This is a genomic window from Streptomyces hokutonensis (genome assembly GCF_000376565.1).
In the GTDB taxonomy this organism is placed as follows: Bacteria; Actinomycetota; Actinomycetes; order Streptomycetales; family Streptomycetaceae; genus Streptomyces; species Streptomyces hokutonensis.
In genome coordinates this window covers 15,080-32,376 of the sequence record NZ_BARG01000015.1, presented here as the reverse complement: position 1 = coordinate 32,376, position 17,297 = coordinate 15,080, and the positions used below count along the sequence as shown (strand labels likewise).

Genomic DNA, 17,297 nt, shown 5'->3' with positions numbered 1-17,297 from the left:
GTCAGACCGCGCTCACCGCCGACAACCGATGCACGTCCTTAGCCGTCCCCGTAACCCCCGACAGGAACCCCTGCGCCCGAGGTGAGGCGTTCTCCGTCAGCCAAGCGGGGTCGATGTCGCACACGGCGACCCGGACCTCCGTGCCGACCAGCGCCAGCGGCAGGGTGTGGACGACCGTCGACGGGAAGCTGAGGATCGTGCGGCCGATGGGGCCGCGGCGGGCGATCAGTTCCAGGGGGAGGTCCGGGCGGACGATCTCCAGGCCCGTTTCGACCGCCAACCGGTGGAGTTTCTCCGTGGATTCGCGGCGATGCGCGAAGTAGCGCGTCGCGCCGTGGGTCTTGGCCAGGGCGGAGACCGCCTCCACGTAGCGGTCGGCGTCCACCACGCCCGTTTCGACGAGGGACGTGCCGACCATGTCGGCGCCCTTCGTGATGCGGGGTGGGCCGAAGGTGGCGCGGGTCCAGGCGAACTCGTTGGCCGTGATCGTGACGCCCTTGGGGGGCTCCTCGATCGGCATGGAGGAGAAGATCTCCACCTTGCGGCGGGTGCTGGGGGTCAGGCGGCGGCGGGCCGAGGAGGAGACCGGGGCGAAGATCAGGTCGCGCGGGCCCTGGCGGCCGCCCTTGCGATGCCAGCGGACCAGGCGTTCGCCGCTGGCGAGTTGGGCGACGAACTCCATCGTGGCCGTGCCGTCGTCGACCACCACCAGGTCGCGTGCCCTGGTGATGGTGAGCAGGAGTTGTACGTAGCGCGAGAACGGGTCGCCCATGACGATCCGGTCCGCCTTGCGGAGGAGCCGGGTGAGGCCGCCGATGGTCTGGAAGGGGGCCGCGGGTCCGCCCCGGGCCTCCTCCCAGCGCACGGTGTGGCCCTCGTCGCGGGCGAGGTCGGCCATGCGGCGCAGCTGGCCGCGGGTCATCGGGTCGGTCGGTGACAGGACCACGAGGGTGAGCCCCCCGCCGGGTGCCTCCTCGGCCCTGGGCGCACGGAGGTGCGCCCACTCCAGCACGTTCAGCAGCTGTACCGGACTCTCCACGAACGCGAGAGTGTGGGGGGTGAGGCCGGCTTTGCCGGCGTGGGGGCTCATTGTCGTACGACCGTCCCGTGACCGTAAGTGACGCTGGCGCTGGCTCTTAATGGCTCAGACTCAGACCGAGACCGGCTCGCCCGCCGCCGCGGCGATCTCCGCCTCGGCGACCACGCCGGTGACGCGGCGCAGCTTCTTCATCGGGCCGAGCTCCGACTCGTAGACCTTCTTGACGCCGTCGCCGAGGGAGGCCTCGATGGTGCGGATGTCGCGGACGAGGCGGGTCAGGCCCTGCGGCTCGACGGAGGCGGCCTGGTCCGAGCCCCACATGGCGCGGTCGAGGGTGATGTGGCGCTCGACGAAGGTGGCGCCGAGGGCGACCGCGGCGAGGGTGGTCTGGAGGCCCGTCTCGTGGCCGGAGTAGCCGATCGGCACGTTCGGGTACTCGGCCTGGAGGGTGTTGATGACGCGGAGGTTGAGCTCCTCGGCCTGCGCCGGGTAGGTCGACGTGGCGTGGCACATCAGGATGTTGTCCGAGCCGAGGACCTCGACCGCGTGGCGGATCTGCTTCGGCGTCGACATGCCGGTGGAGAGGATGACCGTACGGCCGGTCGCGCGGAGCGAGCGGAGGAGCTCGTCGTCCGTGAGGGAGGCGGAGGCGACCTTGTGGGCGGGGACGTCGAACTTCTCCAGGAAGGCGACGGCCTCGGTGTCCCACGGGGAGGCGAACCAGTCGATGTTCTTGCTCTTGGCGTAGTCGTCGATCTGGCGGTACTCGTCCTCGCCGAACTCCACGCGGTGGCGGTAGTCGATGTAGGTCATGCGGCCCCAGGGGGTGTCGCGCTCGATGTCCCACTGGTCGCGCGGGGTGCAGATCTCGGGGGTGCGCTTCTGGAACTTGACGGCGTCGCAGCCAGCTTCGGCGGCGGCGTCGATCAGCTTGAACGCGTTCTCCAGCTCGCCGTTGTGGTTGATGCCGATCTCGCCGACGACGTAGACGGGGTGGCCGGGGCCTGCGGTCTTCGAACCGAACTGGCGCAGACGGGAGTTGTTGCTCATGACAGCGGGTTTCCTTACTTGGTGAGGGAATCGAGAGAGGGGCCGAGGATCCAGCTGGCGATCTCTCGGACAGCGCCGTCGCCACCGGGCACGGTGGTGACCGCGCGTGCGGCGCCGCGTACGACGTCGTGGGCGCTCGCGACCGCCACGGGCCAGCCCACGAGGGCGAAGCACGGGAGGTCGTTGACGTCGTTGCCGACGTAGAGCACGCGCTCCGGCGCGATGCCCTGCTCCTCGCACCACTGCTTGAGTGCGAGGTCCTTCCGGTCGATGCCGTGCAGGACCGGGAGCTGGAGCTTCCGGGCCCGGGCGGCGACGACCGGGTTCTGCTCCGAGGACAGGATGAGCATCTTCAGGCCGCTCTTGCGCAGGGCCGCGATGCCGAGTCCGTCGCCGCGGTGCACGGAGACGAACTCCCGTCCTTCGGAATCGATCAGCACCCTGTCGTCGGTCTGGGTGCCGTCGAAGTCGAGTACGACCGCGTCGATGTCGTCGGCGGTCGGGAGCGAACCGGGGCGGTCCGCGTCGAACAGCGGGGCCAACGCCCGTGCCCTGGCGAGCTCGTGGGGATCGTCGATCTCCAACACCCGGGCGGGGTCGGTCCGTACGAGTTCGGTACGGCCGAAGAAGCGGTGGCCGACCTTGCGGAAGCCGGCCGCGTCCATGCCGTAGACGGCGCCGGTCTCCAGGAAGTCCTGGGGGCGGTCCTGGCGGCGCGGGCGGAAGGACTTGTCGTGGTTGACGCCGTAACCGCCGCTGGTGACAGGGGGGTTGGCGACCTTCGTGGCGCCTCCCCCAGCCTTCGGCCGGGGGGACCCCCCTCTCCCTTCGGTCGCCTGGCCGGTGCCGGTCGCCTCGACGACCGTGGTCGCCTCGTCGTCGGCGTCGCGCCACACGAAGCCGTGGAAGGGGGCGACGGTGTGCGCGGTGTCGGCGCCGTTCGCGACGATCGCGTCGACGATGCCGTCGACGTCCTCGCGGACGATGAAGGGGCTGGTGCACTGCACGAGCAGGACCACGTCCACGGCCGCGCCGTGCAGCGCCTCGTGGGCGTCCATCGCGTGCAGGACGGCGGCCTCGGAGGTCGCGGTGTCGCCGGCGATGGCGGCGGGGCGCAGCACGACCTCGGCGCCGGCCTGGCGGGCGGCGGCGGCGATGGCCTGGTCGTCGGTGGAGACGACCACGTCCGTCACCAGCCGCGAGGCGCGGCACTCGCGGACGGCGCGGGCCACCAGCGGGACACCACCGACGGGCGCGAGGTTCTTGGCGGGGACGCCCTTGGAGCCGCCGCGCGCGGGGATCACCGCGAGCACCCGGCGCATCGAAACGCCTTGGCCCGCTTGTGGGTTGGACATGGGCTCTACTCCTTGAGCGGGACTGTCGGCGTTCACAGCTCCCCCATCCGGCGGATGACGGGCGCCACGCGCTGCACGCCGTGGCGGTAGGCGCCGCGCGCGGCCCGGCGCACGATCTGGCGGACGGGCCCCGGCTCCTTGTCGGCGGCGGGGGCGCCGGGCAGCGGGGTGCCGTCGGGGCCGAGGTGGTGGCGGGCGAGGATGCCGGGCAGATAGCCGGGGGCTGTCTCGGGTGTGTAGTACGGCTTCAGGGCGGGCATGTCGCCGCCGGCCAGCAGCTTGGCGATGCGCTCCCGGGCCGCGTCGAAGGCCGTCTCGTACGATCCGTCGGCCAAGACCCCCTGCCGGGCCACCCACTCCGCGTCCGGCACCGGCTTGTACCCGGCGTCCAGTTGCTCCCAGGAGGCGAGGCACCCGGAGCCGACGAAGTGGTGGTTGCCGAGCCCTTCGCGGATGCCGAGGTCGGTGAGTACGACGGTGGGGATACGGCGGTGCAGGGACTCCAGGGCGGCCGTCGAGCTGATGGTCACCAGGAGGTCGGTGCGGTCGAGCACTTCGCCCATGTGCCCGTACACCAGGCTGAAGTTGGCGGGCAGGTCCTTGCCCTGGACCAGCTTCTGGTAGGGCAACTCCTCGATGTGCGTGGTGTGTTCGCCGGGCTTGGAGCGCAGCTTGAGGAGGACCTCGCGGTTCGGGTGGAACCGGGCGTGCTGGATGGCCCTGTTGAGCAGGTAGTCGCGGTCCCTGCGGTTGTCGGGCACCGAGGGCTGCACCGCGAACACGACGGTGTACGGGTCGTGTTCGCCGGTGTAGGTGTCCCCGCCGAGGAACGGCAGGGCGACCTCGGTGACCGCCGAGGAGTCGGCGCCGACCCCGTCGTAGACCTCGCGGAAACGGTCCGCGTCCTGGCGGGAGTTGGCGAGGACGAGGTCCGCGCCGTGCCGCAGCAGCAGGCCGTCCGCGAGCTTCTCGTAGACGACTCCGACATAGCCGGTGACGACGACGGGCCGCTCGGCGCGTCCGTGCCAGGCCCGTGCCAGACCGTGCAGCATCGCCTGGACCCCGCCGCCGACGAGGGAGAGGACGAGGATGTCGTACGACTCCTGCTGCATGGCTCGCAGGAACTCGACGGCGGTCACCTCGCGGAGGGAGTCCGCGGTGACGCCGACTTCCTTCAGCTGGCGGGCTGTTGGGGTGGCACGACCCCGCAGGAGGTATCCGTCCAAAGAGATGTCCGAATTCGGCGGAGCGATGCGATTCGCGGTGAGCGAACCCCATTTCCACCGGGTGTCGGAATCCGCGAGGACGGCTACTCGCAGGGTCTGCGTTGCACTTGCTGGCACACCGAAGACGCTAGGAAGCCATTCCGTTGCTCGGCCCAACCCGAGGGCAACAAACGGTTAACAGCACAACGCCGAATAGCGAACCCGCACAGGAACGGGCCTCGAAAAAACCCGGTACACAGGTTCGCCACGTGTCGTTCACCCAAAATCAAGGTGACAGTAAAGACGGATGACGGGCCGCCGCCTAACGTCACTCCCGTGGTCAAGCTCTCCGTCATCGTGCCGTTCTACAACGTGCAGCAATACGCGCCAGACACCCTCAAGAGTCTGCGCGCGAACGCGCACGCGGACTTCGAATTCATTCTCGTCGACGACTGCTCGCGCGACGGGACACCCGACATTCTCGCGCGCGCGGAGCGCGAGTTGCCAGGCGCGGTGTATGTCAGACACGAGAAGAACGGAGGACTGGCGACCGCGCGCAACACCGGGATCGACAAGGCCCGGGGGGAGTATCTGACGTTCCTCGACGGCGACGACTGGCTCGCCCCCGGATACTTCCCCCAACTGGTGGACGCCATCGAGGAGTTGGGCTGCGACTTCGTGCGCACGGACCATGTCCAGTGCACCGCGCGGGCCCGCACCGTCCAGCGGATGCCGCACGGCAGGCGCGGCGTCGTGATGAATCCGCGCGAGGCGATCCTGCCCGCCGACCGGTCCACCTCCGTCGACTACGCGTACGCCTGGGCGGGCATCTACCACCGCCGGCTGGTCGACCGCGGCCTGCTCCACTTCACCGACGGGCTGCGCACGGCCGAGGACCGGCCGTGGATCTGGAAGCTGCACCGGGAGGCGGAATCCTTCGCCGCGGTGAGCCTGCTCGGCGTCTTCTACCGGCGCGGGGTCGCCTCCTCCCTGACCCAGATCGGGGATGTCCGCCAGCTCGATTTCATTCGCGCGTTCGACCAGGTCATCGAGGAAACCGCACAGGACCGGGACGCGGACAAACTGCTCCCCAAGGCCGTCCGTACATATTGCGCAATCATTTCCCATCATCTGGGATCCATCGAAAGGTTCGAGCCGGCGGTGGCGAGAAAACTGAAGTCGATGAGCGCCGTCGCCCTGCGACGCATGCCACAGGACGTGGTGGACGAGGCGCTCGACTCCATGGACATCCAGCGCGCGACGAGGCTGCGCCGGCTGCGCCGCCGTCCCGCCGCCGCGGGGGCCGCCGCGTGAGGACCCAGATCTTCCTGGCGTCGACGCTGTACGGCACCGCCACGCTGGCCGCCGCCCTCGACTCCGACGCCTTCCGCCCCGCCGACCGGCGCATCCTCCTGGTCTGCAACAACGCGGCGACCCCCGAGACCACGGCCGGCCTCGACGAGGCCCCCGGCTTCGAGCGGCTGCGTGAGCGCTTCGACGACGTGCTGTCGTGGAACGAGACCATCTCCCCCTTCCACCCCGGCGGCTGGTCCCCCCGCCTCGACGACGTCCCGCTGTGGGAGCGCCATCTGCGGCTCCTGTGGAACCTCGGCGACGACGAGGTGGAACTGGTCGTCGAGTCGATCCAGGTCAACCCGGCCCTCGGCTTCTGCCAGATCTTCACCGGCGCCCCCGTCACCGTCTACGCCGACGGCCTGATGAGCTACGGCCCGACCCGCAACAAGATCGACCCGCTGGTCGGCACCCGGGTGGACCGGCTGCTCCACCTGGACCTGGTCCCGGGCCTCACCCCGCTGCTGCTCACCGAGTTCGGCGTCGGGCCGGAGATCGTCCCGACCGACGCCTTCGTCAAGGTGCTGGCCGAACTCGGCGACACCGCCGACGAGTTGCCCCCGCTCCCGGACGAACCCGCCCTGCTGCTCGGCCAGTACCTCTCCGCGCTGGACATCCTCACCGCCGAGGAGGAAGAGGACCTGCACGTCCGGATGCTCAAGGGCGTGGTCCAACTCGGCCACACGCGCGTGGTGTTCAAGCCGCACCCCTCGGCACCGGCCCGCTGGTCGCGCGCGCTGGAGCAGGAGGCGGAGAAGCTCGGCGCCGACCTCACGGTCCTCGACACCCCGGTCCTCGCCGAGGTCCTCTACCAGCGGCTGCGGCCGGTCCTGGTCGTCGGCTGCTTCTCCACCGCGCTGCTCACCGCGAGCGCGCTCTACGGCCTGCCGGTCGCCCGCATCGGCACGTCCACGCTGCTGGACCGGCTGACGCCGTACGAGAACAGCAACCGGGTGCCGGTGACGATCGTCGACGCGCTGGTGCCCGAGCTGACGAACCGCGCGGCGGTCACCGACCAGCGCGAGGGCATGGACGTCGCGGCGCTCAACGAGCTTGTGCAGGCGGTCGGTTACGCGATGCAGCCGAAGATCTACCCGAACCTGCGCCCGGCCGCCGAGGCCTATCTGACCCGGCGGCTCGACGGCCACAGCTGGCGCTACTTCAAGCGCAAGCGCCTCACCTCGCTGGCGCTGCCCGGCGCGGTCCCGGCCCAGCTGGCGTTCATCCCGCGCAACGCGACCGTGCGCCGGGTGGCCCGGCGGGCCCGGCTGCTGAAGCGGACCGTGAGCCGCTGACGCGGGGCGTACGACACACCGGCGGGCCGGCTCCCCAGGGGCCGGCCCGCCGCCCTGTCCGGGCCCTTACACACCCGTTGTGGCGAGGACGCGACAAGGTTGGGTACGCGCAGGCGAAGCCTGGGTGAACGGCCGCGGACGGGGTGACGAAGGGTCGCGGCGAGAGCGTAAACCCGCCCGGATGTCGGACTAGTGTGCTGTGATCCAGCACAGCCATTCCTAGGGGAACCTTGTGATCGACACGCCCGCGGACACGCGGGAAAACCCGACGGGCACCGTGGTCCGCGCCGAACTGCCGCCGACCGCCGAGGAGCTGCCGCCGGCCGAGCCGCCGCAGCCGCCCAAGCGCCGGGAGACCCGCCTCCGCGCCCTGGACGGGCTGCGCCTGGTCGCCGCGCTGATGGTGGCGGCCTACCACTACGGCGGCCGTGACGGCGAGGTCGTCCAGGCCTGGGGCACCTCGCCGAGACACCAGTTCCCCACCCTGCACTCGCTGTTCTCGTACGGCTGCCTCGGTGTGCAGGTGTTCTTCGTGATCAGCGGCTTCGTCATCTGCATGAGCGGCTGGGGCCGCCCGCTGCGCTCCTTCTTCGCCTCCCGCGCCTCCCGGCTGCTGCCCGCGTACTGGGCGGCGATCCTCATCGTCACCGGTGTCTTCGCGCTGCCGATGGTGGCGTACAAGGCCGCCGCGCCGAGCGACGTCCTGGTCAACCTGACCATGCTGCAGATGCCGTTGGGCGTCGACCGGGTGCTCGGCGTGTGCTGGACGCTGTGGGCGGAGATCCGCTTCTACGCCCTGTTCGCCCTGTGCGTCGTGCTGCCCGGCGCCAACCGGCGGCGCGTGATCATGTTCTGCGCCGGCTGGACGCTGGCCGCGGCGATCACCCAGGGCGCCAAGTCGCCGCTGCTGGACATCATCCTGATGCCCGAGTACGCGCCGTACTTCATCGGCGGCGTCGGCCTCTACCTCGTGCACCGCGACCGCAAGGACGCCTACGCCTGGGGCATCGTCGCCGTCAGCTGGCTGATCGGCCAGCACTACGCGGTGGCCCGGCTGTGGCACACGCCCAACGACACGGCGTTCTCCAACCGCTCCGCCTGGGGCATCATCCTGGTCGTCACCTTCGGCTATGTCGCGGTCGCCGCGATCGCGCTGGGCTGGCTGCGCTGGGCGAACTGGCGCTGGCTGACGGTCGCGGGCGCGCTGACGTACCCGTTCTACCTCGTCCACGAACACCTGGGCTGGGTCGTCATCAAGGCCTACCACCGGACCCTGGGCATCCCGTCGTACGCGACCATCGTGCTCACCGTCTTCACCATGCTGCTGCTGGCCTACGTGCTGAACCGCGTCGTCGAGAACCGGCTGACACCGAAGCTGCGCTCACTGCTGTCGACACCACGCGGCTGACGGCGGAAGGAGAGGGGGCGTCCGGGTATCGCCCGGACGCCCCTTCTGCACCCCGACACAACAGACGCACAGGAATTGGTCTGCCGTTCACCTGAGGGCCCGTTTGGGCGGGTGCCGTTGGGCAGATGCTGGGGTGTCCCGCGCGGGCTCAAACAGGCGAGCCCGTCCCTGCCAGGGAGCGTTCTCCACGATGACCCTCGTACCAGGCACGATACGACCGCCCCGCCGGCTCGACGACGTTCCCGGCTGGTTTCCCGTTCTCGACCAGGTCCTCTTCGAATGGTTCCTGGACCGGCAGGAGACCGCGGGAACGCGGGGCGATCTGCTGGAGGTCGGGGTGTACATGGGGAAGAGCGCGATCTTTCTCGGCCGGCACGGTCAGGACGGCGAGAACTTCACGGTCTGCGACCTCTTCGAGGGCGACGCCCTGGACGACGCCAACCAGGCCGAGTCCACGAAGTCGTACAGCGCGCTCACCCAGCAGGTCTTCGAGGAGAACTACCTCGCCTTCCACGACACCCTGCCCCGGGTCCTGAAGGGCCCCAGCAGCATCGTGCCGGACAAGGTCGACCCGGCCAGCTGCCGCTTCGTCCACATAGACGCCTCGCACCTGTACGAGCACGTCCGCGACGACATCGGCGCGGCCCGCGAGGCGCTGCTGCCCGGCGGGATCGTGGTGCTGGACGACTTCCGCTCGGAGCACACGCCCGGCGTCTCCGTGGCGGTCTGGGAGGCGGTGCTCACCAGGGGCCTGCGCCCGATCTGCCTCAGCACCCAGAAGCTCTACGGCACCTGGGAGGACCCGGGCCCGGTCCAGGACGAGCTGCTGGCGATGGTGCGCGGGCGCGAGGACTGCAACCTCAGCATCCAGCAGGCCGCGGGGCACCGTATCGTCCGGCTGAAGTCGAAGAAGGGCATGCAGGCCCCGCCCTTTCCGCCGTCCCGGTTCGCGCACCGCGCGGTAGAGGTCGCGCCGGAGCCCGCGACGGCCAAGGCCGCGTCCCGTGGCCGTAGTTCGACCCGGGCCCGCCGCTTCGCTGCCGATCTGCTGCCGCCGATCCTGACCCGCGCGATCCGCAACGGCCTCAGCCGCTCCTGAACCGGGCCTCGATGCCCGCGATCACCAGGTCGAGCCCTTCCTCGAAGTGCCGGCCGTAGTCCTGGAAGATCTCCGCGCCCGCCGCGGCCGACATCGGGAAGTCGGCCATCAGGCGGGCGCGTTCGTCCATGTCGTAGCCCTCGCGGCGCTCGTCCGGCAGTGGCTGGACGCCCTGTTCCTCGCTGACGAAACCGAGCGTGTAGAGGTACGACGTCGAGGTCGCGCGGACCGCCTGGGCGAGAGTGAAGCCGGCCTCCGTGAACAGCCGCAGGGTGTCCTCCATCTGCACCGCGTGCAGGTTGCCGGTGAAGCGTGAGCCGCTGAAGACCTTGGCGCCGTCGCGGTAGCCGAGCAGTGCGGAGCGCAGACCCCGGTTGGATTTCAGCAGCCGCTCCTGCCAGGTGTCCTCGCGCACGAGCGGGACGTCGGCGACCATCCGCCGGTACATCTCCGTCGCCATCTCGTCGAGCAGCGCCTGTTTGTCCTTGAAGTGCCAGTACAGGGCGGGCGCCTTGACGTCCAGCTCCTTGGCGATGGCTCTCAGGGACAGCCCGTCGAGGCCGACCTCGTTCAGCACCTTCAGGGCGGTGTCCGCGACCCGTTTGCGGTCGAGGGGGATGCGTCGTTCCGTACTCACGCTCGACAGCTTGACACCTTAACGGCGTTAAGGGCACCCTGATGTCCGTAGCCACTTAACAGCGTTAAGGAGATGGGGATCATGACGAACCACACGGATGTACTGATCGTCGGCGCCGGCCCGACCGGCCTCGCCCTCGGCATCGACCTGGCCCGGCGCGGGGTGGACGCGCTGGTCGTGGAGAAGGCGGACGCGCTCTTCCCCGGCTCGCGCGGCAAGGGGATCCAGCCGCGCACGATGGAGGTCTTCGACGACCTCGGCGTGATCGGCGCGATCCTCGCGAAGGGCGGCGCCTACCCGACCGGGGCGGTCTGGAAGGACGGCCGCAAGGTCGGCGAGCACCGGATGTTCGAGCCGTCCGAGACGGACCCCGACACCCCGTACGGCACCCCGTGGATGGTGCCGCAGTGGCGCACTCAGGAGATCCTGTTCGCCCGGCTCACGGAGCTGGGCGGGACGGTGGACTTCGGACGGGAGGTCACCGGCTTCACCCAGGACCGGGACGGCGTGACCGTCGAGTTCGCCGCCGGTACGGCCGTCCGCGCCCGGTACCTCGTGGCCGCCGACGGCGGTCGCTCACTCGTCCGCCGAACCCTGGGCATCGGCATGACCGGCGAGACCGTCGACCCGAACCCGATGCTGGTCGCGGACGTCCGCGTCACCGGCCTGGACCGCGACAACGTGCACGTCTTCCCGCCGCACGGCGACGACGGCTTCCTCGCGGTCTTCCCGCTGGCCGGCACCGAGGACTTCCAGGTCATCGCCCAGTTCCCGGAGGGCACCGACGTCGACCTCTCGCGCGACGGCGTCCGCGGGACCGTGGCCGCCCGCACCCACCTCGCCGCCGAGGACGTGACGGAACTGCGCTGGGCCTCCAATTTCCAGCCGCGCGCAGCCCTCGCCGACCGCTTCCGCGCCGGACGCGTCTTCCTCGCCGGGGACGCGGCCCACGTCCACTCACCGGCCGGCGGACAGGGCCTCAACACCAGCGTCCAGGACGCCTACAACCTCGGCTGGAAGCTCGGCGCGGTGCTGCGCGAGGGCGCCCCCGAGTCCCTGCTCGACACCTACGAGGAGGAACGGCTGCCCAACGCCGCCGACATGCTCGGCATCTCCACCCAGGTCCACCGCGGGGAGTTGGAACGCGGCAAGGCGACCCAGCAGCTCGCCCTCGGCTACCGTGGCCGTTCACTCGCCGTGGACACCCGCACGGACCTGCCCGAGGACGCCCTGCGGGCGGGCGACCGCGCCCCGGACCGCACGATCGACGGCGTCCGCCTCTTCGACACCTTCCGCGGCCCGCACTGGACCCTGCTGGCCCTGGACACGAAGCCCCCGGCGGCCGTCGGCGATGCGGTGCGCGTCCTGGAGGGCCCCGCAGTCGAGACGTACGGCACGGGCCTGTTCCTGATCCGCCCCGACGGCTACGTCGGCTGGGCGGGCAGCACGGAGGACGGCCTCGCGGAGTACACGGAGCGTCTCGGCATCCGCGTCGGCTAGACGGAACTGGCGAGCGACAGCTTCACCGCGAACCCCAGGAACAGCGCGCCCGCCGCCGAGGTCGCCCCCGCCGCGAGCCGCCTGCGCCGCCGGAAGGCCGCCGCCAGCCGGGTCCCGCCGAAGATCAGCGCACTGAGATAGAGGAAGCTCGCCAGCTGCGCGAAGGCACCGAGCACGACGAACGACAGGGCGGGATAGGCGTACCCCGGGTCGACGAACTGCACGAAGAAGGCGACGAAGAACAGAATCGCCTTCGGGTTGAAGAGACTGACGACAAAGGCACGCCGGTACGGCCGCTCGTCGACGGCCTCCGCGGCGGGAGCCGCCTCCATGGCCGCCCGCTCCTTCCGGGTCCGCCACATCGCCCACGCGGCCCGCAGCATCCCGAACGCGAGCCAGGTCAGATACCCGGCCCCCGCGTACTTCACGATCCCGAACAGCACGGCATTGGCCTGCAGCAACGAGGCGACCCCGGCCGCGGACAGCGTCATCAGCACGGTGTCCCCGCACCACACACCGGCAGCGGCCGTGTACCCGGCCCGGGTCCCGCGCCGGGCGGCGACCGAGACGACGTACAGCGAGTTGGGGCCGGGCAGCAGCACGATCAGGACCAGGCCGGCGAGGTAGGTGGGGAGGTCTATGACACCGAACATGAGCACGAGTGTCGCACGGGGCCGGGCGGCTCAGAAGGTGTCGTTCGGTACGTAAGTCCCCCAGACCTCCCGCAGCGCCCCGCACACCTCCCCCACCGTCCCCCGCGCCCGTAGCGCCTCCTTCATCGGGTACAGCACGTTGTCCGCACCCTCCGCCGCCTCCCGCAGCGCGGCCAGTGCCGAGTCCACGGCCTTCTGGTCGCGGTCGGCGCGGAGCCGCGTGAGGCGGTCGGCCTGCTGGGCCTCGATGGCCGGGTCGACGCGGAGGGGTTCGTACGGTTCCTCGGTCTCCAGGGTGAAGCGGTTGACGCCGACGACGACGCGTTCGCCGGAGTCGGTCTGCTGGGCGACGCGGTAGGCGCTGCGTTCGATCTCGCCCTTCTGCAAGCCGTGTTCGATGGCGCCGACCGCGCCGCCCAACTCCTCGACCCGCTGCATCAGTTCGACCGCCGCCCGCTCGACGTCGTCGGTCATGCTCTCCACGGCGTACGAACCCGCGAAGGGGTCGACCGTCGCGGTCACGTCCGTCTCGTACGCCAACACCTGCTGGGTGCGCAGGGCGAGGCGGGCGCTCTTGTCGGTCGGGAGCGCGATCGCCTCGTCGAAGGAGTTGGTGTGCAGGGACTGCGTGCCGCCGAGGACGGCGGCCAGGCCCTGGACGGCGACGCGGACGAGGTTCACCTCCGGCTGCTGGGCGGTGAGTTGGACGCCCGCGGTCTGGGTGTGGAAGCGCAGCATCAGGGATTTCGGGTTGCGCGCGCCGAACTCCTCCCGCATCACCCGGGCCCAGATCCTGCGCGCCGCACGGAACTTGGCGATCTCTTCGAGGAGTGTCGTACGGGCCACGAAGAAGAACGACAGCCTGGGCGCGAAGTCGTCGACGTCCATGCCGGCCGCGAGCGCGGTGCGGACGTACTCGATGCCGTCGGCGAGGGTGAAGGCGATCTCCTGTGCGGGCGAGGCGCCGGCCTCGGCCATGTGGTAGCCGGAGATGGAGATGGTGTTCCACTTGGGGATCTCGGCGCCGCAGTAGCGGAAGATGTCGGCGGTCAGGCGCAGGGACGGCTTCGGCGGGAAGATGTACGTCCCCCGCGCGATGTACTCCTTCAGCACGTCGTTCTGGATCGTGCCCGTCAACTGCCCCGCCGCCACGCCCTGTTCCTCGCCGACCAGCTGGTACATCAGGAGGAGGAGGGCCGCGGGGGCGTTGATCGTCATCGACGTCGACACCTTGTCCAGCGGGATGCCGTCGAACAGCACCCGCATGTCGTCCACCGAGTCGATCGCGACACCGACCTTGCCGACCTCGCCGTGTGCGAGGGGGGCGTCGGAGTCGTGGCCCATCTGGGTGGGCAGGTCGAAGGCGACGGACAGGCCTGTGGTGCCGTGGGCGATCAGCTGGCGGTAGCGGGCGTTGGACTCGGCGGCCGTGCCGAAACCGGCGTACTGGCGCATGGTCCAGGGCCGCCCGGTGTACATGGACGGGTACACGCCCCGCGTGAAGGGGTACTCCCCCGGCTCGCCCAGCCGCTCGGCCGGATCCCAGCCGGCGAGCGCCCCGGGGCCGTAGACGGGTTCGACGGGCAGGCCCGACTCCGATTCGCGCACCATGGTGTGCACCTCCGGACACCACGATGCCGCGCCGTTCGCGGCCCGTCATCCGGGGGTACGTGTCCGGGTGACACCGGTGAGACGGCGGGGGTCCGGGATGCGTAGTACGGGTATGGGGAGAGCGATCGTCGCCACGGCGGCCCTGTCGGCGCTGCTGGCCGTGTGCGGCTGCACGGTGCAGGGCACGGACTCGGACGGCAAGCACCATCTGCCGGTGCGCATCGAACTGCCGGGAGCCAAGGCCAGTCCCTCGGCCACGCCGAGCACATCCAGTCCCACCCCCGCCGCGAACGTCCTGTGGTCGCGCGGCGACAGCGGCTCCGGAGTGCGCGAGCTGCAGGCGCGGCTACGGCAGGTCGACTGGCTCTTCGACGGGCCGACCGGGACCTACGACGACCTCACCGAGCAGGCCGTCGCCGGTTTCCAGGGCAAGCGCGGGCTGCCGAAGACCGGCGAGACCGACAAGGTGACGTGGCAGCGGCTGGTGAGGATGACGCACGAGCCGGGGAAGTGGGACCTGTATCTGATGGGCGGCCAGCCGGCCGGCGCACCCGACCCGCGCTGTCTGACCGGCCGGGTGCTGTGCATCGACAAGACCACCCGCACCCTGCGCTGGATGATCGACGGGCGGACGGTGTCGACGATGTCGGTGCGCTTCGGCGCGCAGTACACGCCGACCCGGGACGGTGTGTTCCACGTCTACTGGAAGGCGCGGAACTGGGTGTCCACGCTCTACAACTCCCCGATGCCGTATGCCATGTTCTTCAGCGGCGGCCAGGCGGTGCACTACTCCTACGACTTCTCGGCCCGGGGTTACGCGGGCGGCTCGCACGGCTGCGTCAACGTACGGGACGAGGCGGCGATCGCGAGTCTGTTCGCGCAGGTGCGGACCGGCGACAAGGTCGTCGTCCACCGGTGAGACGCGAGGGGAGATGTGCGGGGCGCGGGCGGGACCGGGGGAACGTGTCCCGCCCGCGCCGAGTGCACGAGCCGTAGGTACGGGGGGAACCCCCGGCTCTGTGCGACGGCCGATGACCAGTCGGCTCACTCAGTACTGCGCCACCGGGCCCGAAAACGTCACACCCCGCGCGAAAAAAGTTCCGCGCGTCATGAAGTCGCAGGTCAGAGGGTGCTGTACGTCGGGGCCGGCGCCGGTGTCCGCGAGCTGCCGGTGGTGTGCGAGGCGGCCGGGGTGGACGGCGTCTGCCGGCCGAGCGGGGCGAAGGCGGAGGGGAGCGGGGTGGCGACCACGCCGTTGCCCTTGTGACCGCCCACACTCCCGCCGCTGCCACTGCCACTGCCTGTGCTGCCGCCGCCCGGTGCGAGCGGGGCCATGCTGCTGTTGCCCGTGTCGTCACCGCCCTGGCCGCCGCTCTGGTCGCCCTGGCCGCCGCCGGGACCGCTCTGGTCGCCGCCCTGGGAGCCACCGCTCTTGCCGTCGCCGCCCTGGTCGTCCGAGCCGCCGCCGGTCTTCTTGAGCAGGCCCTTGCAGTACGTCCACACATGGGAGGTGCCGCCCGCCGCGCCCTCCAGGGTGCGCTTGCGGCCGGCCTCCAGGGACTTGCCGTCGCGCACGGCACGGCAGGACTGGGCGACGGCGCTCCACCAACTGCCGGAGCGGGCGGACTCGTCCTCGCCGGAACCGGCGGCGGGGGTGCGGTCCGTGCCGCCGCCGACCGCCTCGCCGGAGGAGTCGCCGGAGCCGGCCGTACCGCCGCCCGCCGAGGGCGTGCCCGAGCCGGGGGTGCCGCTGGGCGAGGGCGAGATCAGCGGGCGGTCCGGGGTCGCGGCGGCGGAGATGGAGGCGGCGGGCGTCGGGTCGTCGAACGGCGACGGCAGGACTCCCGTACCGACCGCCGCCGCGGCCCCGCCGGCCAGTCCGACGGCGAGCGCCGCGGTCAGCCCGAACCGCGCGGCTCCGCCCAGACGCGGTCCCCGTACGGTCTCCACGGGCCGCCCGAGCCGGACGAGCCCGGCGTCGGAGGAGTGCGCGCGGGCAGGCCGGCCGAGGGCTGCGCGTTCGACATCGTTGCCGGTGCGGGCGGCCCGGAAGGCGGCCAACGCGGCTTCCTCGCCCGGGAGTTCGGTCTTGCCCGAGGTGGGTTCCACGGCGAGCGCGCCAAGGGTCCTCGCGAGCCGTTCGGCCTGGTCGCGGGCGGCCGGGTCGACGGCTTCGAGGGACTCGCCGCGCAGCAGGAGTTCAGCGGTTTCGCGGTCCAGCCATCGGCCGGGGGTCCGGGGGGTGTCCCCCGGCACAGCAGAGCGCTCGTCGGCCATCACATGTCCTTCTGCGTCCGCGCGCGCGTATGCGTCACAGTGGCGGACGTCACCGCGCGGTCGCGCGGGTCTCGCTGGGGTGGCAGGGCGCCGAGGGCCGCGGCCGATTCCGGGTCGCCGCCGAGCAGTTCCGCGAGCCGTTTCAGACCGCGGTGCGCGGCCGTGCGGACGGCGCCGGGCCGCTTGCCGAGGGTCTCCGCGGCGGTCTTGGCGTCGAGGCCCATCACCACCCGCAGGACGACGGCCTCGGCCTGGTCCTGCGGGAGTTGGGCGATGAGGGAGAGGGTGCGGTCGGTGGCCAGCGCCTCGATGGCCTCGCCGGCCGTGTCGGACTCGGCGGCGCGGCCGGTCAGCTCGGTCTCGTCGCCGCCTATCGCGGGGCGGCGGCCGCGCATCCGTATGTGGTCGAGGGCGCGGTTGCGGGCGATCCGGGCCGCCCACCCCCGGAACCGGTCCGCGTCCCCGCTGAAACGATCCAGATCACGGGCGATCTGCAGCCAGGCCTCGGACGCGACGTCCTCGGCGTCGGGTTCGCCGACCAGCGTCCGTACGTATCCGAGCAGCCGTGGGTGCACCGTGCGGTACACAGTCCGGAACGCGGTCTCGTCCCCGTCCTGTGCCGCAAGCACCGCGGCGGTCAGCTCCGCGTCGTCCCCCAGCACGTGGTCCCTCGAATTTGTCGGTCGCGGCCGCACTCCGGCGCGAAAGGCACGTTACGACCTGAAACTGCTCCTCGTCCATGTCCGTACAACCCGCAACTACCGGCTTCGGGCGCGCGGTGTGACAGAAAACGCACTCCTGACGCTGTAGAGAGT

15 protein-coding genes are annotated in these 17,297 nt (G+C 71.0%); 6 read left to right on the top strand and 9 right to left on the bottom strand.

The window, feature by feature from the left end:
- Window position 1 precedes the first annotated feature (1 nt).
- From SSP08S_RS07225 to SSP08S_RS07210, 4 genes are read right to left on the bottom strand one after another with little or no spacing between them, the layout of a single operon-like run.
- Entirely contained in the window at window positions 2-1,090 is a 1,089-nt protein-coding gene (locus SSP08S_RS07225; RefSeq protein ID WP_019066907.1) for a hypothetical protein, read from the bottom strand.
- Window positions 1,091-1,150: 60 nt separating this feature from the next.
- On the bottom strand, window positions 1,151-2,089 hold the full coding sequence (locus SSP08S_RS07220; RefSeq protein WP_019066906.1) for an N-acetylneuraminate synthase family protein: 939 nt from the start codon (window positions 2,087-2,089) through the stop codon (window positions 1,151-1,153).
- 14 nt (window positions 2,090-2,103) lie between these two features.
- Window positions 2,104-3,444: an N-acylneuraminate cytidylyltransferase gene (locus SSP08S_RS07215; RefSeq protein ID WP_019066905.1), complete on the bottom strand. Its 1,341-nt coding sequence runs from the start codon at window positions 3,442-3,444 to the stop codon at window positions 2,104-2,106.
- 32 nt (window positions 3,445-3,476) lie between these two features.
- Window positions 3,477-4,787: a DUF6716 putative glycosyltransferase gene (locus SSP08S_RS07210; RefSeq protein ID WP_026178261.1), complete on the bottom strand. Its 1,311-nt coding sequence runs from the start codon at window positions 4,785-4,787 to the stop codon at window positions 3,477-3,479.
- Window positions 4,788-4,985: 198 nt separating this feature from the next.
- On the opposite strand from SSP08S_RS07210, the gene SSP08S_RS07205 reads away from it, so the two are divergent.
- From SSP08S_RS07205 to SSP08S_RS07190, 4 genes are all read left to right on the top strand, one after another.
- Entirely contained in the window at window positions 4,986-5,963 is a 978-nt protein-coding gene (locus tag SSP08S_RS07205; RefSeq protein ID WP_019066903.1) for a glycosyltransferase family 2 protein, read from the top strand.
- Entirely contained in the window at window positions 5,960-7,297 is a 1,338-nt protein-coding gene (locus SSP08S_RS07200) for an alpha-2,8-polysialyltransferase family protein (protein ID WP_019066902.1), read from the top strand. Before SSP08S_RS07205 ends, SSP08S_RS07200 begins: the two co-directional genes overlap by 4 nt.
- Window positions 7,298-7,529: 232 nt before the next feature.
- Window positions 7,530-8,705 carry an acyltransferase family protein gene (locus SSP08S_RS07195; protein ID WP_019066901.1) on the top strand — a complete coding sequence of 392 codons (1,176 nt, stop codon included), beginning with the start codon at window positions 7,530-7,532 and terminating at the stop codon, window positions 8,703-8,705.
- A 190-nt stretch (window positions 8,706-8,895) separates the two neighbouring features.
- The gene (locus SSP08S_RS07190; RefSeq protein ID WP_019066900.1) at window positions 8,896-9,804 is read left to right on the top strand and encodes a class I SAM-dependent methyltransferase; all 909 of its coding nucleotides are present in this window, start codon (window positions 8,896-8,898) and stop codon (window positions 9,802-9,804) included.
- Here SSP08S_RS07190 and SSP08S_RS07185 read toward each other — a convergent pair.
- Window positions 9,791-10,441, bottom strand: coding sequence for a TetR/AcrR family transcriptional regulator C-terminal domain-containing protein (locus SSP08S_RS07185; protein WP_019066899.1), 651 nt, complete (start codon window positions 10,439-10,441; stop codon window positions 9,791-9,793). The two genes, SSP08S_RS07190 and SSP08S_RS07185, sit on opposite strands and share 14 nt — an antisense overlap.
- Window positions 10,442-10,522: 81 nt before the next feature.
- Between SSP08S_RS07185 and SSP08S_RS07180 the strand changes: the two genes are divergently transcribed.
- A complete protein-coding gene (locus tag SSP08S_RS07180; protein ID WP_019066898.1) occupies window positions 10,523-11,941 on the top strand; it encodes an FAD-dependent oxidoreductase in 1,419 nt (472 codons plus the stop codon).
- On the opposite strand, the gene leuE is transcribed toward SSP08S_RS07180, so the two are convergent.
- Both leuE and SSP08S_RS07170 read right to left on the bottom strand, forming a co-directional pair.
- Window positions 11,938-12,594 (bottom strand): leucine efflux protein LeuE, encoded by a 657-nt coding sequence (gene leuE / locus SSP08S_RS07175; RefSeq protein ID WP_026178260.1) that lies wholly within the window; start codon window positions 12,592-12,594, stop codon window positions 11,938-11,940. The two genes, SSP08S_RS07180 and leuE, sit on opposite strands and share 4 nt — an antisense overlap.
- Before the next feature lie 30 nt (window positions 12,595-12,624).
- On the bottom strand, window positions 12,625-14,205 hold the full coding sequence (locus SSP08S_RS07170) for an acyl-CoA mutase large subunit family protein (protein WP_019066896.1): 1,581 nt from the start codon (window positions 14,203-14,205) through the stop codon (window positions 12,625-12,627).
- 112 nt (window positions 14,206-14,317) lie between these two features.
- Here SSP08S_RS07170 and SSP08S_RS07165 point away from each other — a divergent pair, with 112 nt between their 5' ends.
- On the top strand, window positions 14,318-15,124 hold the full coding sequence (locus SSP08S_RS07165) for a L,D-transpeptidase family protein (RefSeq protein ID WP_019066895.1): 807 nt from the start codon (window positions 14,318-14,320) through the stop codon (window positions 15,122-15,124).
- 203 nt (window positions 15,125-15,327) lie between these two features.
- Here the strand turns inward: SSP08S_RS07165 and SSP08S_RS07160 are convergent, their stop codons facing one another.
- Together SSP08S_RS07160 and SSP08S_RS07155 are read right to left on the bottom strand one after the other, a co-directional pair.
- Entirely contained in the window at window positions 15,328-16,482 is a 1,155-nt protein-coding gene (locus SSP08S_RS07160; RefSeq protein ID WP_019066894.1) for a hypothetical protein, read from the bottom strand.
- On the bottom strand, window positions 16,482-17,144 hold the full coding sequence (locus SSP08S_RS07155; protein WP_019066893.1) for an RNA polymerase sigma factor: 663 nt from the start codon (window positions 17,142-17,144) through the stop codon (window positions 16,482-16,484). Before SSP08S_RS07155 ends, SSP08S_RS07160 begins: the two co-directional genes overlap by 1 nt.
- Between the last annotated feature and the right edge of the window lie 153 nt (window positions 17,145-17,297).

Excerpts from the sequence above, each read along its gene's own strand:
- SSP08S_RS07180 (WP_019066898.1), top strand. The coding sequence starts at position 10,523 with ATGACGAACCACACGGATGTACTGATCGTCGGCGCCGGCCCGACCGGC.
- leuE (WP_026178260.1), bottom strand. The coding sequence starts at position 12,594 with ATGTTCGGTGTCATAGACCTCCCCACCTACCTCGCCGGCCTGGTCCTG.
- SSP08S_RS07225 (WP_019066907.1), bottom strand. The coding sequence starts at position 1,090 with ATGAGCCCCCACGCCGGCAAAGCCGGCCTCACCCCCCACACTCTCGCG.
- SSP08S_RS07165 (WP_019066895.1), top strand. The coding sequence starts at position 14,318 with ATGGGGAGAGCGATCGTCGCCACGGCGGCCCTGTCGGCGCTGCTGGCC.
- SSP08S_RS07160 (WP_019066894.1), bottom strand. The coding sequence starts at position 16,482 with ATGGCCGACGAGCGCTCTGCTGTGCCGGGGGACACCCCCCGGACCCCC.
- SSP08S_RS07215 (WP_019066905.1), bottom strand. The coding sequence starts at position 3,444 with ATGTCCAACCCACAAGCGGGCCAAGGCGTTTCGATGCGCCGGGTGCTC.
- SSP08S_RS07170 (WP_019066896.1), bottom strand. The coding sequence starts at position 14,205 with ATGGTGCGCGAATCGGAGTCGGGCCTGCCCGTCGAACCCGTCTACGGC.
- SSP08S_RS07190 (WP_019066900.1), top strand. The coding sequence starts at position 8,896 with ATGACCCTCGTACCAGGCACGATACGACCGCCCCGCCGGCTCGACGAC.
- SSP08S_RS07220 (WP_019066906.1), bottom strand. The coding sequence starts at position 2,089 with ATGAGCAACAACTCCCGTCTGCGCCAGTTCGGTTCGAAGACCGCAGGC.